The organism is Herbaspirillum sp. 3R11 (assembly GCF_004563925.1).
Taxonomy (GTDB): Bacteria; Pseudomonadota; Gammaproteobacteria; order Burkholderiales; family Burkholderiaceae_D; genus Herbaspirillum.
The window spans coordinates 245,423-258,920 of sequence record NZ_SPNJ01000002.1; the positions used below are offsets into that span (position 1 = coordinate 245,423).

12 protein-coding genes are annotated in these 13,498 nt (G+C 61.5%); 8 read left to right on the forward strand and 4 right to left on the reverse strand.

Annotated elements, in window-relative coordinates; translation table 11 throughout:
* Positions 1-26 precede the first annotated feature (26 nt).
* The 7 genes from E4P32_RS09330 (at position 27) to E4P32_RS09360 (ending at position 6,648) form a co-directional block, all read left to right on the forward strand.
* Complete coding sequence (locus E4P32_RS09330) at positions 27-557, forward strand: DUF6622 family protein (protein ID WP_116434455.1); 531 nt, start codon at positions 27-29, stop codon at positions 555-557.
* A gap of 135 nt (positions 558-692) precedes the next feature.
* Positions 693-2,420 carry an arginine--tRNA ligase gene (argS, locus tag E4P32_RS09335; RefSeq protein ID WP_116434454.1) on the forward strand — a complete coding sequence of 576 codons (1,728 nt, stop codon included), beginning with the start codon at positions 693-695 and terminating at the stop codon, positions 2,418-2,420.
* 7 nt (positions 2,421-2,427) lie between these two features.
* On the forward strand, positions 2,428-3,069 hold the full coding sequence (locus E4P32_RS09340; RefSeq protein ID WP_116434453.1) for an SPOR domain-containing protein: 642 nt from the start codon (positions 2,428-2,430) through the stop codon (positions 3,067-3,069).
* A gap of 88 nt (positions 3,070-3,157) precedes the next feature.
* Positions 3,158-3,868: a thiol:disulfide interchange protein DsbA/DsbL gene (locus tag E4P32_RS09345; RefSeq protein WP_116434452.1), complete on the forward strand. Its 711-nt coding sequence runs from the start codon at positions 3,158-3,160 to the stop codon at positions 3,866-3,868.
* 91 nt (positions 3,869-3,959) lie between these two features.
* The gene (locus E4P32_RS09350) at positions 3,960-4,733 is read left to right on the forward strand and encodes an SDR family oxidoreductase (protein ID WP_116434451.1); all 774 of its coding nucleotides are present in this window, start codon (positions 3,960-3,962) and stop codon (positions 4,731-4,733) included.
* A 12-nt stretch (positions 4,734-4,745) separates the two neighbouring features.
* Positions 4,746-5,711, forward strand: coding sequence for a methionyl-tRNA formyltransferase (fmt, locus tag E4P32_RS09355; protein WP_116434450.1), 966 nt, complete (start codon positions 4,746-4,748; stop codon positions 5,709-5,711).
* A 31-nt stretch (positions 5,712-5,742) separates the two neighbouring features.
* A complete protein-coding gene (locus E4P32_RS09360) occupies positions 5,743-6,648 on the forward strand; it encodes a LysR family transcriptional regulator (protein WP_116434449.1) in 906 nt (301 codons plus the stop codon).
* Positions 6,649-6,729: 81 nt separating this feature from the next.
* On the opposite strand, the gene E4P32_RS09365 is transcribed toward E4P32_RS09360, so the two are convergent.
* From E4P32_RS09365 to E4P32_RS09380, 4 genes are all read right to left on the reverse strand, one after another.
* The gene (locus E4P32_RS09365) at positions 6,730-7,182 is read right to left on the reverse strand and encodes a cupin domain-containing protein (RefSeq protein ID WP_116434448.1); all 453 of its coding nucleotides are present in this window, start codon (positions 7,180-7,182) and stop codon (positions 6,730-6,732) included.
* Positions 7,183-7,218: 36 nt separating this feature from the next.
* Entirely contained in the window at positions 7,219-7,830 is a 612-nt protein-coding gene (locus E4P32_RS09370; protein ID WP_116434447.1) for an isochorismatase family protein, read from the reverse strand.
* 196 nt (positions 7,831-8,026) lie between these two features.
* Complete coding sequence (locus E4P32_RS09375) at positions 8,027-8,812, reverse strand: glycosyltransferase family A protein (protein WP_116434446.1); 786 nt, start codon at positions 8,810-8,812, stop codon at positions 8,027-8,029.
* A 147-nt stretch (positions 8,813-8,959) separates the two neighbouring features.
* Positions 8,960-9,523 carry a 5'-methylthioadenosine nucleosidase gene (locus E4P32_RS09380; RefSeq protein ID WP_116434445.1) on the reverse strand — a complete coding sequence of 188 codons (564 nt, stop codon included), beginning with the start codon at positions 9,521-9,523 and terminating at the stop codon, positions 8,960-8,962.
* A 169-nt stretch (positions 9,524-9,692) separates the two neighbouring features.
* Here E4P32_RS09380 and metH point away from each other — a divergent pair, with 169 nt between their 5' ends.
* Entirely contained in the window at positions 9,693-13,451 is a 3,759-nt protein-coding gene (metH, locus tag E4P32_RS09385) for a methionine synthase (protein ID WP_116434655.1), read from the forward strand.
* Positions 13,452-13,498 lie beyond the last annotated feature (47 nt).

Sequence of the window (13,498 nt, forward strand, 5' to 3'; positions counted from 1 at the left end):
TTTTCCTCATTGTTTCAGGAGTCGTCATGTTGCAACAAATCATTATTCATACGCCGCTGTGGGTTTGGGCCATGCTGGCCTTTCTGGTCTATCGCGGCTGGTCCGCCAGTGCCGACCGCGAAATCCCGCTGTTCAAGGTAGCGCTGATTCCACTGTTGCTGCTGGCCTTGTCGCTGCACGGTCTGTATGAGCAATCGCACGCCGATGCGCCGGCGCTGGCAGCCGCCGTGCTGGCTGCGGTGGGTAGCGGCGTACTGAGCTGGCTGGCGGCCGGCCGCGCCGCCGTGGCGTCGAATATTGCACCCTATCCCGGGCGCGGCACGGTCTGGTTGCGCGGCAGCTGGTTGCCCTTGCTGATGATGGTCAGCGTGTTTGCGGTCAAATACAGCGTGGCGGTGCTCAAGGCAATGCATTCCGGCTACGCCCAGGGCGCCGTGTTCACGTTGGCGCTCAGCCTGCTGTACGGCCTGTTCATGGGCGTCCCGATGGGCCGTTTGTTGCGCATCGTGCATCTTTATCGCCAGGCGCAGTCGCCGGCAGCACAAGCGGCCGCCTGAGGCTCGAGCAATACTCACGAGTGCTTACAAGATCGGCTTCAATCCGAGCGCGGCAAGCCGGTATAATCCGGGGTTTATATATTCATCAATGTGCGGCTGGCGTTGTCAGCGCGGCCGCCGACCCCTTCTGTTCCCATGCTCGCCCAACAAAAACAACGCATCACCGAATTATTCCAGGCCGCCATGGCGCCGCTGATCGAGGGCTCCGGCCTGACGCCGACGATTACGTTGGAGCGTCCGCGCGACCCGTCGCATGGCGACATCGCCTGCAACCTGGCCATGCAACTGGCCAAGCCGCTCAAGAAGAATCCGCGCGAACTTGCTCAGGCGCTGGTGGACGGGGTGCTGTCGCAGCCCGGCCGCGAAGAACTGATTTCCTCCGCCGACATCGCCGGCCCCGGCTTCATCAACCTGCGCGTGGCCGAAGCCGCCAAGCAGGCAGTGGTAAAGGTGGTGCTGGCCGAAGGCGCGCAATACGGCAAGAGCCAGGCAGGCGCCGGCAAGAAGGTGCTGGTCGAATTCGTTTCAGCCAATCCGACCGGTCCGCTGCACGTCGGCCACGGCCGCCAGGGCGCGCTCGGCGACGCCATGTCGGCGCTGCTGCAGTCGCAGGGCTACGACGTCATGCGCGAGTTCTACTACAACGACGCCGGCGTGCAGATCGCCACACTGGCGACGTCGGTGCAGGCGCGCGCCAAGGGTTTCAAGCCGGGCGACGCGGGTTGGCCCGAGTCGGCCTATAACGGCGACTACATCGCCGACATCGCCGAGGATTTCAAGGCGAAGAAGACAGTCTCCGCCAGCGACGGCGAACCGGCTACCGCCAGCGGCGACGTCGACGACATCGAATCGATCCGCCGCTTCGCCGTGGCCTATCTGCGCCGCGAGCAGGATCTGGACTTGCAGGCCTTCGGCGTCAGGTTCGACAACTATTACCTGGAATCTTCGCTGTACACCGAAGGCAAGGTTGCCGCCGCGGTCGACGCATTGATCAAGGCCGGCAAGACCTACGAACTGGACGGCGCGCTGTGGCTCAAGACCACCGACTACGGCGACGACAAGGACCGCGTCATGAAGAAGGGCGACGGCACCTACACCTACTTCGTGCCCGACGTCGCCTATCACATCACCAAGTGGCAACGCGGTTTCGGCAAGGTCATCAATATCCAGGGCAGCGACCACCACGGCACCATCGCGCGCGTGCGCGCCGGCCTGCAGGCGGCCAACGTCGGCATCCCGCAAGGCTATCCCGACTACGTGCTGCACAAGATGGTCACCGTGATGAAGAACGGCGAGGAAGTGAAAATCTCCAAGCGCGCCGGTTCCTACGTCACGCTGCGCGATCTGATCGAATGGTCCAACGGCACCGAAGCAGAAGCGGGTGATTTGACGCGCGGCCGCGACGCCGTGCGCTTCTTCCTGATCTCGCGCAAGGCCGACAGCGAATTCGTCTTCGACGTCGATGTCGCGCTGACTCGCAACGATGAAAACCCGGTCTATTACGTCCAGTACGCCCACGCGCGCATCTGCTCGGTGCTGAACCAGTGGGGCGGCGACGAAGCGACGCTGGATCAGGTGCAGGATCTGGCGCCGCTGACCGCCCCCCGCGAAGTCAGCCTGCTGGCCAAGCTGGCCGAATATCCGGAAGCGCTGGCCCATGCATTGCAGGAGCTCGGACCGCATCAGGTGGCTTTCTACCTGCGCGATCTGGCAGGCGAATTGCATAGCTACTACAATGCTGAACGCGTGCTGGTCGACGATGTCCCAACCAAGATGGCGCGCCTGGCGCTCATGAGTGCGACCCGCCAGGTGCTGCGCAACGGCCTGGCATTGATCGGCGTCTCCGCCCCGACAAGAATGTAAACCTGTAATGAAGACACAAGTGAAACAACATCATCCGTTTTTACGCAAGCAGGCCGGCGGTACTTTCCTGGGCCTGATCCTCGGTCTCATCGTCGGTCTCGGCATTGCCGTGGTCGTCGCCCTGATGATCACCAAGTCGCCGATTCCATTCGTCAACAAGGTCACCAAGCAGGAGCGTACCGAGCTGTCGCCGGGCCAGTCCTCCGATCCGAACAAGCCGCTGTACGGCAACAAGGACGTCGCCAAGGAAGCCCCGCCGGCGCCGAAGGCTCCCGACCAGGACAAGCCTGCGCCGGAAGCCAAGAAGCCCGACACGCCGAAGGTCGATGTGCCGAAGGACAAGGACAAGCTGGCAGCCATCACCAAGGAACAGCCGGCCAAGGCCGACAAAGCCGAGACCGCGGTGGATGACAAATGGACGTATTTCCTGCAGACCGGCGCCTTCCGTGAACAGGCCGACGCCGAAAACGCGCGCGCCAAGCTGGCGCTGCTCGGTTTTGAAGCCAAGGTCAGCGAGCGGCCTTCCGATAACGGCACCTTGTACCGTGTACGGATTGGCCCGATCGGCCAGCAAGAGACAGTGAACCGCATGCGCAGCAAGTTGTCTGATAACGGCGTCGATGCCGCCATCGTCCGCATACCAAAATAAGGGCCGTTGTTGCCGCGATTCAAATGCCGCGGCATGGCGGTCCGCCATCATATTTATTGTCGAATACCTTGAGAAGGGGTTAAGAATTATGCGTTTGTTCCGTCATGCTCTCGCTGCCATCAGTCTGGGTTTGCTGGCCATCTCGGCCGGCGCATCACCCGCCAATCCACAGAACGGCACCGATTACCGTACGCTGGAGCAAGCCCAGCCGACCGAGTCGGGCAAGAAGATCGAAGTCACCGAATTTTTCTGGTACAGCTGCCCGCATTGCGCGGCCTTTGATCCGGCGCTGACGGCGTGGGTCAAGAAGCAGGGCGACAAGATTGTCTTCAAGCAAGTGCCGGTCGCCTTCCGCGAATCGTTCATCCCTCAGCAAAAGCTGTACTACGCGCTCGAAGCGATGGGCAAGACCGCGGAAATGAATCCGAAGATTTTCCAGGCCATCCACGTTGACCGCCAACGCGTCGACACCGACAAGACCATTCTGGAGTTCATCGAGAAGCAGGGCATCGACAAGCAGAAATTCACTGACCTGTACAACTCCTTCGGTGTTCAGACCAAGGTGCGTCGCGCCTCGCAGCTGCAGGAAGCGTACAAGATCGACGGCGTGCCGACCATCGCCATCGACGGTCGTTACCTGACCTCACCGTCGATCGCCGGCGCCTCCATGGCCAACCAGCCCGAGTCCATGCAGCAAGCCGCATCGCTGCAGGTGATGGATCATCTGCTGACCAAGCTGGCGGCGGAAAAAGGCGCCGAGAAACCAGTCGAAGCAGCCAAGCCTGCCAAGAAGAAATAAGCTTCACCGCGCTGAACACGGTCCGTCGCTCGCGAGAGGACGGACCGTTTTTATTGGCGCATACGGATCACAATTGAACGGAAGGGGTTGCATGCAGCGAGTCTTCATCACCGGCGCATCAAGCGGCATCGGCGCCGCATTGGCCTCAGCCTACGCACAGCAAGGCGCCGTGCTGGGCCTGGTCGCACGCCGCCGCGACATGCTCGAGCAGTTGCGCGTCGGACTCGCCAATCCCGAGCGCCATCACCTGTACGTGCTCGACGTCACCGACCACGCCGCGTTGCAACAGGCGGCGCAGGACTTCATCGCCGCAACCGGCGGCATTGAGGTGGTGATCGCCAACGCAGGCATCTCGCAAGGCACGCTGACCGAGTTTGCCGAAGACATCCCGGTGTTCGAGCGCATCATCGCCACCAACGTGACGGCCACGGTCGCGACCTTCCATCCGTTCATCGCCGCAATGAAGCGCCAGCCGCGACCGCAGGACTGCCGGCTGGTCGGCATCGGCAGCGTGGCCGGTATCCGCGGCCTGCCCGGCGCCGAGGCGTATAGTGCATCGAAGGCGGCGGTCATCAGCTATTGCGAATCGCTGCGCATCGAGTTGCGCGCCAGCGGCATCAAGGTAGTGACGATTGCGCCCGGCTACATCGATACGCCGATGACGCAGGTCAATCACTACCGCATGCCCTTCCTGATGCCGGTGCAGAAATTCGCGGCGCGCGCGTTGGCCGCGATCGCCGCCGGCGACAGCTATCGCGTGATCCCGTGGCAGATGGGTGTGGTCGCCAAACTGCTGCGTCTGTTACCCAACAGCGTGTACGACTTCGCGTTTTCCAAAGCGCCGCACAAGAAACGCAATCCCTGAACGAGCAAGACCATGAAAATCATCTACGCCGGAACCCCCGAATTCGCCGCCGTCGCGCTGGAGGCGCTGTATGCCGCAGGCCACGACATCACCCTGGTGCTGACCCAGCCCGATCGCCCCGCCGGCCGCGGCATGCAGTTGCATGCCTCGCCCGTGAAGCAATGTGCGCTGGCGCACGGCACGCCGGTGGCGCAGCCGGTGTCGCTGCGCCTGGACGGCAAATATCCGGACGTCGCACGCGAGGCGCATGAGCTGCTGCGCAACACGCCGCACGACCTCATGATCGTCGCCGCCTACGGCCTGATCCTGCCGCGCAGCGTGCTGGATATTCCGCGCCTGGGTTGCATCAATATCCACGGCTCGCTGCTGCCGCGCTGGCGCGGCGCGGCGCCGATCCATCGCGCCATCGAAGCCGGCGACAGCGAAACCGGCATTACCATCATGCAGATGGAAGAAGGACTCGACACCGGTCCGATGCTGCTGATCGAGTCGCTGCCGATCGCTGCCGACGACACCACCGCCAGCCTGCACGACAAGCTGGCGGCGCTGGGCGGCAAGATGATCGTCGACGCGGTGCACAAGCTGGAACTGGGTGAGTTGCCGGCCACGCCGCAACCGGACGAAGGCGCCAACTACGCCGCCAAGGTCGGCAAGGAAGAAGCCGCGCTGGATTTCACCCAGCCGGCTGAAGTGCTGGCGCGCAAGATCCGCGCATTCAATCCTTTCCCGGGCGCATCGGCGCAGTTTCCAACATCTGCAGGAGATGTCACCGTCAAGCTGTGGCAGGCGCAGGCGCTGACTGAAAAGACGGCAGCGGCGCCCGGCAGCATCCTCGCCGCCAATGCGCACGACGGCGTCAAGGTAGTCTGCGGCGACGGCGTGCTGCACATTACGGAATTGCAAAAACCCGGCGGCAAGCGTTTGCCGGTGGCAGAATTCCTCAAGGGATTTGCACTGGCAGACGGCACGTTCCTATAGGGTAGACAAGGCAGTTTTTCGCGGAGGGGCAATGGATCAACTGGCGGCAATGCGCATCTTCAGGCGCGTGGTGGAAAGCGGTGGTTTCTCGGCCGCCGCCGACGCGCTCGACATCTCGCACACGGTGGTGTCGCGCCAGGTGCGCCAGCTCGAAGAGCTGCTCGGCGCGCAGTTGCTCAACCGCACCACGCGGCGCTTCTCGCTGACCGAAGTCGGCCAGCTTTATTACCAGCGCTGCATCGACATCATCGACCAGGTCGAAGACGCCGCGCGCGTGGTCTCGCATCATCATGCGCGGCCGGCCGGCGTCCTGCGCATCAATGCGCCGATGGTGTTCGGCACGCTGGAAATGCCCAACTGGCTGCCGCAATTCATGCAGGCGTATCCCGAGCTGAAAGTCGACGTGGTCTGCAACGACCGCTTCGTCGACCTCATCAGCGAAGAGTTCGACGTCGGTCTGCGCATCACGCGCGCGCTGCCCGATTCGACGCTGGTGGCCAAGCGGCTGACGGTCAGCGACATGGCTTTGGTGGCGACGCCCGCCTATCTGGAAAAACACGGTACGCCGCGCGAACCCAAGGACTTGCAGCAGCACAATTTCCTGGCGTATTCGCTCGCGCTGCAAACCACCGAGCTGGTGTTCACCGGTCCCGACGACCGCGAGCAGCTGGTCAGCCTGAGCGGCAATGTCCAGGCCAACACCGGCCTGATCGTCTGCGCTGCCGCCCGCGCCGGCATGGGCATCACGGCATCGGCCACCTTCGTCGTGCACGAGGATCTGCGGCGCGGCGCGCTGGTGGAAGTGCTGCCCGAATATCGCCTGCAGTCGCGCGACCTGTATGTGCTGTATCCGCAGAACCATCATCTCTCGCCCAAGGTGCGCGCGTTCGTCGATTTCCTGGCGGACTATTACGCCACGCCGCGCTGGCCCGTATAGGCAGACGCCCAGACGAAAAAGGCTGCACCCGCAAAGGTGCAGCCTTTTTTTCATTCATGCAGCGAATTTACTCTTCATCGATTACTTCTTCTCGACCGGCACCAGGTCAAAGTGATCGGCCTGGTACTGGAACAACAGGCAGTCCTCGCCCTTGGCGCAGCCGCTGTAGTGCGGCATGTTGGCCGGCAGGTTGTAGAACGAACCGGCCGGATACTCGATGCGCTTGCCGTCGATGACGGCGTAGAACGTACCTTTCAACACCACGGTCGGCAGGTTTTGCGTGTGCAGGTGGTAAGGATTGTCCTTGCCCGCCGGGAAGATGACGAAGGCATCGTAAGCACCCTTGCCGGTGATGCTGCCGCGCACGTCGGCCACCTTGATGCCGCCGGTGCCGGGCAGTTCGCGCCACTTCAGGTCGGCGGCCGGGAAGGAAACCAGCGGCTGGACGGCAGGCTTGCCGGCTTTGATGTTGTTGTCTGCGAAGCTGGCGCCGGCGGCGACCAGCAACAGCAAGGCGATTGCGATGCGTTTCATGGTGTTCCTTTGAATGTGGGGATTTACGGCAAAGAGTTACTGCACTTGCAGTTCAAGAATGGCGCTTGTATCGAGCACATCGCCGAAAGTGTCGGCGATGGTCGTCAACGCACCGCGATGCAGGACGTCGTGCGTGATCACACCGCCGCCCGGTGCATCGAGGTCGCGTGTGGCCGAGGCGTCGGCGGCGACGATCACGTCGTAGCCCGCGGGGACCGCATCGCGTGCGGCACCGGCCACGCAGGCATGCGTCATCAGGCCGGCGATGATCAGCGTCTTGACGCCGGCGGCTTTCAGTTGCGCGTCGATGTCGGTGGTCGGGAACACGCTGACCGAGCTCTTCTGCACCACGCGATGGTGGGCGGCCGGCTGGATATCCTTGTGGATGGCGACGGTATCGCCGTCCACCGCAAAGATCGGCGTGCCGGACGGTGTCACGTGCTGGACGTGGAACACCGGCATGCTGTGGCGATCGGCAAAGGCAATCAGGCGTTTGGCGTTGTTCATTGCCGCCATGCCGTCGGGGATCGGCATCTTGCCGCTGAAGTATTCGTTCTGAAAATCAATGACCAGCAGCGCGGTGCTGGCGGCTTGCAGCGCAACCGGTGCAGCAGCGCCCGCGATGGTGCGGATGGTGGGGTGGGACATGTTCTTCTCCTGGGTTGAAAGCGACAGGACGAAGAGTAGGTGAACAAGCGCCGCGCCAACAGTAGCGCGGCGTCACAAGATATGTGCGGAATTTGCACAGATGGATTGCCTGGAGGCTTTCCGGTGCGGGACGAGAAGCGGATGTTGCTCATGGTCGACATCTGCCGACCCACGGCCTGACGATGAGGCTAAGTGATCAAAGCAATTCTTGCGGCAAATCGAGACCCAGCTGCCGCAGCATGTCTTTCCGGCGCGCTTTGACATCGTCGTCAGGGATCGGCCATTTGCGATAGATCGACAAGAAGTCCAAAGCGATCGAGCCGCTGGTCTTGGCGTCGTTGTTGCGGCTCTCGCCCGTATTGATATGAACCACCGGACCGGAGATGTCGAGGAAGTTGAAATCGTGTTTCAACACCAGCGACAGCAGGTATTCCCAGTCTTCGTGGCTGTCCAGGTTGGCGTCGAAACGGTTCTGTTTCGCCATCGAGGCCGGTAGGACGATGGCGTTGTTGGGAATGAAGTTGCTGACCAGCAGGGTGCTGATCTCCGTTGTGCCGAGTGGCATCTCGGTCGATGAAATCGTCTGCATGTCATGCGGTGTGCGGATTTCCTTCAATTGCGTGTAGTTGACGTAATTGATTGCGTCGTTGCGAAAGCCCGGCACATTGGTCAGGTCTGCAAGGAAATTCTCACGATAGCTGTCGTCGTCGTCGAGGTACAAAATGTAATTGCCTCTGGCGTGATGGACGCCGGCATTGCGCGTCTCCGCGGGGCCTTTGGTATGCGGCAGGACCAGGAAAATATCGTCTTCACGCAGGAACCGGGCTGCGGTTTCCTTGGTTTCCAGGCTGCCTTCGTCGGCCACCAGGACAATTTCAAAGTCGGTGAAGGTCTGGGCGAGGACCGAGGTTAGCGCACGTGTCAACGTTTGCGGTCGTTTGTGCGTCGTGATCACGATGGAGAACAAGGGTGTTTTGGCCATGACTTTGCTGGGTTATCCGGATGGAACTGCAAGATGAGCCAGTTTCTCACGCTTTTTATCCCTGAATCCTCTCGAATTCAGGGGAAAAACCAATGTATTCGTGGGTTTGCCTATTCTAAAACTCCAACGGTGCCTTCACAAATTGCGTCAATCACCGCGAATTTGTGCAAACGCCTTCCAAAACAGCTCGGCGCCACGGTGAACGTTGTCGTTCCAATGATCGGCCGCGTTGCCGTCGGCAGCATCCGTGATGAACTTGAATGCCCGCCAGGGGACGCCATATCGATGGCAGGTGTGGGCGATGGCGAACAGTTCCATATCGACAACATCCACGCCTTGTTGGACCAGCCATGGATCGGCGGCGGTGACAAAGCTGTCGCCGGTGCCGCAGCGGGCATCGCCGTAGCCGGAGGTGTAGCAGCTCGGCTCGTCCGACAGGGGCGTCACGCCGCGCGCGGCCAGCGGAATGGCCAGCATGTCGCGCTGGATGACGCTGGCGATGTCGAGCAGGCCGTCGCGGTCCGGATTGATCTTGCCCGCCGTGCCGAAATTGATCACCAGCTGCGGCCGGTGCTGCAGAATCGCCGCTGTGGCGGTCGAGGCGGCGTTGACTTTGCCCACGCCGGTATAGATTACGTCCACACCGGCTGGAGCGGCTGCGGCGTTGAGTTCCGAGGCAAGGGCGGTCAGCACCAGGATTTTTTGTGTCATTGCAACTTCTCGATATCCGTTGTTTGGGTGGGAAGCGTGTCGGTCCGCCAAGGGTTTGGCAGGCGTTTCACGTATAATTTCAAGTCTTAACCGATTGGATGAACCCGGCATGTTGCGTGACCGGGTTTTTGCATTCGGCTTGCATTATTCCACATTGAAGATTCTCGCCATGAAGCCAAACGATCTGTGCCAAACCGAACTGCTGTTGCGCGACCTGATGTCGAAGCGCATCTTGATTCTGGACGGCGCCATGGGCACCATGATCCAGCAGTACAAACTGACGGAAGAGGACTATCGCGGCGAGCGCTTCAAGGACTTCAGCGTGCCGGGCAAGGAGTTGTTCGTCAAGGGCAATAACGAACTGTTGAGCCTGACCCAGCCGCACATCATCCAGGAAATCCACGAGCAATACCTGGCCGCCGGCGCCGACCTGGTTGAGACCAACACCTTCGGCGCCACCGGCGTGGCGCAGGACGACTATCACATGGCGCATCTGGTCTACGAGATGAACGTGCAGTCGGCCAAGCTCGCGCGCGCCGCCTGCGACAAGTATTCGACGCCCGACAAGCCACGCTTCGTCGCCGGCGCGCTCGGCCCGACGCCGAAGACCGCCTCGATTTCGCCGGACGTCAACGACCCCGCCGCCCGCAACGTCACTTTCGATCAACTGGTGGCCTCGTACCTGGAACAAACGCGCGCGCTGGTCGAAGGCGGCGCCGACGTGCTGCTGGTCGAAACCATCTTCGACACGCTCAATTGCAAGGCCGCGCTGTTTGCCATCGACGTGTTCTTCGAAGAATCCGAGGCGAAAGGAAATGCGCGTTTGCCGATCATGATTTCCGGCACCGTCACCGATGCCTCGGGACGCATCCTGTCCGGCCAGACCGTGCCGGCCTTCTGGCATTCGATCCGTCATGCACGTCCGCTGACCGTCGGCCTGAACTGCGCACTGGGCGCAGCGCTGATGCGCCCCTATGCCGAAGAGTTGTCCAAGATCGCCGACACCTTCGTCTGCATTTATCCGAATGCGGGTTTGCCCAATCCGATGAGCGACACCGGCTTCGACGAAACGCCCGACGTCACCTCGTCGCTGCTGAAAGATTTCGCCGAAAGCGGCTTCGTCAACGTCGCCGGCGGCTGCTGCGGCACCACGCCTGCGCACATCAAGGCGATCGCCGACACGGTCGCCACGATTGCGCCGCGCAAGCTGCCGGAAGGCAAGCACGAGATGCTGCTGTCGGGTCTGGAACCGTTCATCATCAACGATCAATCGCTGTATGTGAACGTTGGCGAGCGCACCAACGTCACTGGCTCCAAGGCGTTCGCGCGCCTGATCCTCAACGAGCAATACGACGAAGCCCTGGCCGTTGCACGCCAGCAGGTCGAGAACGGCGCCCAGATCATCGACATCAACATGGACGAGGCGATGCTCGATTCGCTGGCCGCCATGACGCGTTTCCTCAACCTGATCGCATCCGAGCCGGACATCGCGCGCGTGCCGGTCATGATCGACTCGTCCAAGTGGTCGGTCATCGAAGCCGGCCTCAAGTGCGTGCAGGGCAAGTCCATCGTCAACTCCATCTCGATGAAGGAAGGCGAAGAGAAATTCCTGCACGAAGCCAAGCTGTGCCGCCGCTACGGCGCCGCCGTGATCGTCATGGCCTTCGACGAAGTCGGCCAGGCCGACACCTACGAGCGCAAGATCGAAATCTGCGAACGGGCCTATCGCCTGCTGGTCGACAAGGTCGGCTTCCCGCCGGAAGACATCATCTTCGACCCGAACATCTTCGCCGTCGCCACCGGCATCGAAGAGCACAACAACTACGCCGTCGACTTCATCGAGGCGACGCGCTGGATCCATCAAAATCTTCCCTACGCCAAGATCAGCGGCGGCGTGTCCAACGTCAGTTTCAGTTTCCGCGGCAACGACCCGGCCCGTGAAGCGATTCACACCGTGTTCCTTTACCACGCCGTCAAGGCCGGCATGACCATGGGCATCGTCAATGCCGGCATGATCGGCGTCTATGACGACTTGCCGGCGGATGTACGCGAAGCTGTCGAAGACGTGGTGCTGAACCGTCGTCCGGACGCCACCGAGCGCATGATCGACATCGCGTCGACCATGAAGGCAGGCGACAAGAAGGAAGAAGCCACGCTGGAATGGCGCAGCGAGCCGGTCGAAAAACGACTCGCGCATGCGCTGGTGCTCGGCATCACGCAATGGATCGTCGAAGATACCGAGGAAGCGCGCCAGAATATGTTGAAGAGCGGCGGCCGTCCGATTCACGTGATCGAAGGCCCGCTGATGGACGGCATGAACGTGGTCGGCGACCTGTTCGGCCAAGGCAAGATGTTCCTGCCGCAGGTGGTCAAATCGGCACGCGTGATGAAGCAGGCGGTAGCGCATCTGATTCCCTTCATTGAAGAAGAGAAACGCCTGATCGAGCAGGAGACCGGCGTCGTCGCCAAGCCCAAGGGCAAGATCGTCATCGCCACCGTCAAGGGCGACGTCCACGACATCGGCAAGAACATCGTCTCGGTGGTCCTGCAATGCAATAACTTCGAAGTCGTCAACATGGGCGTGATGGTGCCGTGTTCGCAGATCCTGGCCAAGGCCAAGGAAGAGAAGGCCGACATCATCGGCCTGTCCGGCCTGATCACGCCGTCGCTGGAAGAAATGGCCTACGTCGCCAAGGAAATGCAGCGCGACAGCTACTTCAGTGGCGTCAAGATGCCGTTGCTGATCGGCGGCGCCACGACTTCGCGCGCCCACACGGCCGTCAAGATCGCGCCGAATTACTCCGGCCCGGTGGTCTACGTGCCGGACGCCTCGCGCGCCGTCTCGGTGGCGCAATCGCTGCTGACGCCCGAGCACAAGGATCAGTACATCGCCGACATCGCCACCGACTACGAACGCATCCGCGAGCAGCACGCCAACAAGAAGGCGGTGCCGCTGGTGACGATCGCCGCCGCGCGCGACAACAAGATGCAACTCGAATTTGCACCGCTCAAGCCGAAGTTCATCGGCCGCCGCGTGTTCAAGAACGTTGACCTGGCGACGCTGGCCAAATACATCGACTGGGGTCCGTTCTTCCAGACCTGGGACCTGGCCGGTCCGTATCCTGCGATTCTGAAAGACGAAGTGGTCGGCGAAGCCGCCAGCAAGGTTTTCGAAGAGGCCCAGGCCCTGCTGAAGAAAGTCATCGACGGCCGCTGGCTGACCGCCAACGGCATCGTCTCGCTGCTGCCGGCCAATACGGTCAACGATGACGACATCGAAATCTATACCGACGATACGCGCACGCAAGTGGCGCTGACTTACTACGGCGTGCGCCAGCAGACCGAGAAGCCGGTGATTGACGGCGTGGCCCGCCCCAACCAGTGCCTGGCCGACTTCATCGCGCCGAAGGCGTCCGGCATTGCCGACTACATCGGCATGTTCGCCGTCACGTCCGGTCTCGGCATCGAGAAGTACGAAAAACGCTTTGAAGATGCGCACGACGACTATTCATCGATCATGCTGAAGGCGCTGGCCGACCGTCTGGCCGAAGCCTTCGCCGAATATCTGCACGAGCGCGTGCGTACCGATCTGTGGGGCTACGCGCCGCAGGAGTCCTTGAGCGCCGAAGAAATGATCAAGGAAAAATACGTCGGCATCCGTCCTGCCGCCGGCTATCCGGCCTGCCCGGAGCACACGGTCAAGGCCGAGGCCTTCAGGGTCATGCAATGCGACGAGATCGGCATGACGGTCACCGAGTCGTACGCGATGTTCCCGGGCGCATCGGTGTCGGGCTTCTACTTCGCGCATCCGGAATCGAAATACTTCGTGGTCGGCAAGATCGGCGACGACCAGGTCACCGACATGGCCGAGCGCCGCGGCGTCGCCAAGGAAGAGGTCGAGCGCTGGCTGGCGCCGAACTTGTCCTGATCGCGGTTTTCACTTACCCTTTTGTCCATTCCGTTTTTTATTCTTGC

What these genes read in the sequence shown, in the direction of transcription:
- E4P32_RS09360 (WP_116434449.1), top strand. Translation starts at nt 5,743, where the DNA reads ATGGATCAACTGGCGGCAATGCGCATCTTCAGGCGCGTGGTGGAAAGC.
- E4P32_RS09380 (WP_116434445.1), bottom strand. Translation starts at nt 9,523, where the DNA reads ATGACACAAAAAATCCTGGTGCTGACCGCCCTTGCCTCGGAACTCAAC.
- metH (WP_116434655.1), top strand. Translation starts at nt 9,693, where the DNA reads ATGAAGCCAAACGATCTGTGCCAAACCGAACTGCTGTTGCGCGACCTG.
- E4P32_RS09365 (WP_116434448.1), bottom strand. Translation starts at nt 7,182, where the DNA reads ATGAAACGCATCGCAATCGCCTTGCTGTTGCTGGTCGCCGCCGGCGCC.
- E4P32_RS09330 (WP_116434455.1), top strand. Translation starts at nt 27, where the DNA reads ATGTTGCAACAAATCATTATTCATACGCCGCTGTGGGTTTGGGCCATG.
- E4P32_RS09350 (WP_116434451.1), top strand. Translation starts at nt 3,960, where the DNA reads ATGCAGCGAGTCTTCATCACCGGCGCATCAAGCGGCATCGGCGCCGCA.
- E4P32_RS09340 (WP_116434453.1), top strand. Translation starts at nt 2,428, where the DNA reads ATGAAGACACAAGTGAAACAACATCATCCGTTTTTACGCAAGCAGGCC.
- E4P32_RS09370 (WP_116434447.1), bottom strand. Translation starts at nt 7,830, where the DNA reads ATGTCCCACCCCACCATCCGCACCATCGCGGGCGCTGCTGCACCGGTT.
- E4P32_RS09375 (WP_116434446.1), bottom strand. Translation starts at nt 8,812, where the DNA reads ATGGCCAAAACACCCTTGTTCTCCATCGTGATCACGACGCACAAACGA.
- fmt (WP_116434450.1), top strand. Translation starts at nt 4,746, where the DNA reads ATGAAAATCATCTACGCCGGAACCCCCGAATTCGCCGCCGTCGCGCTG.
- argS (WP_116434454.1), top strand. Translation starts at nt 693, where the DNA reads ATGCTCGCCCAACAAAAACAACGCATCACCGAATTATTCCAGGCCGCC.
- E4P32_RS09345 (WP_116434452.1), top strand. Translation starts at nt 3,158, where the DNA reads ATGCGTTTGTTCCGTCATGCTCTCGCTGCCATCAGTCTGGGTTTGCTG.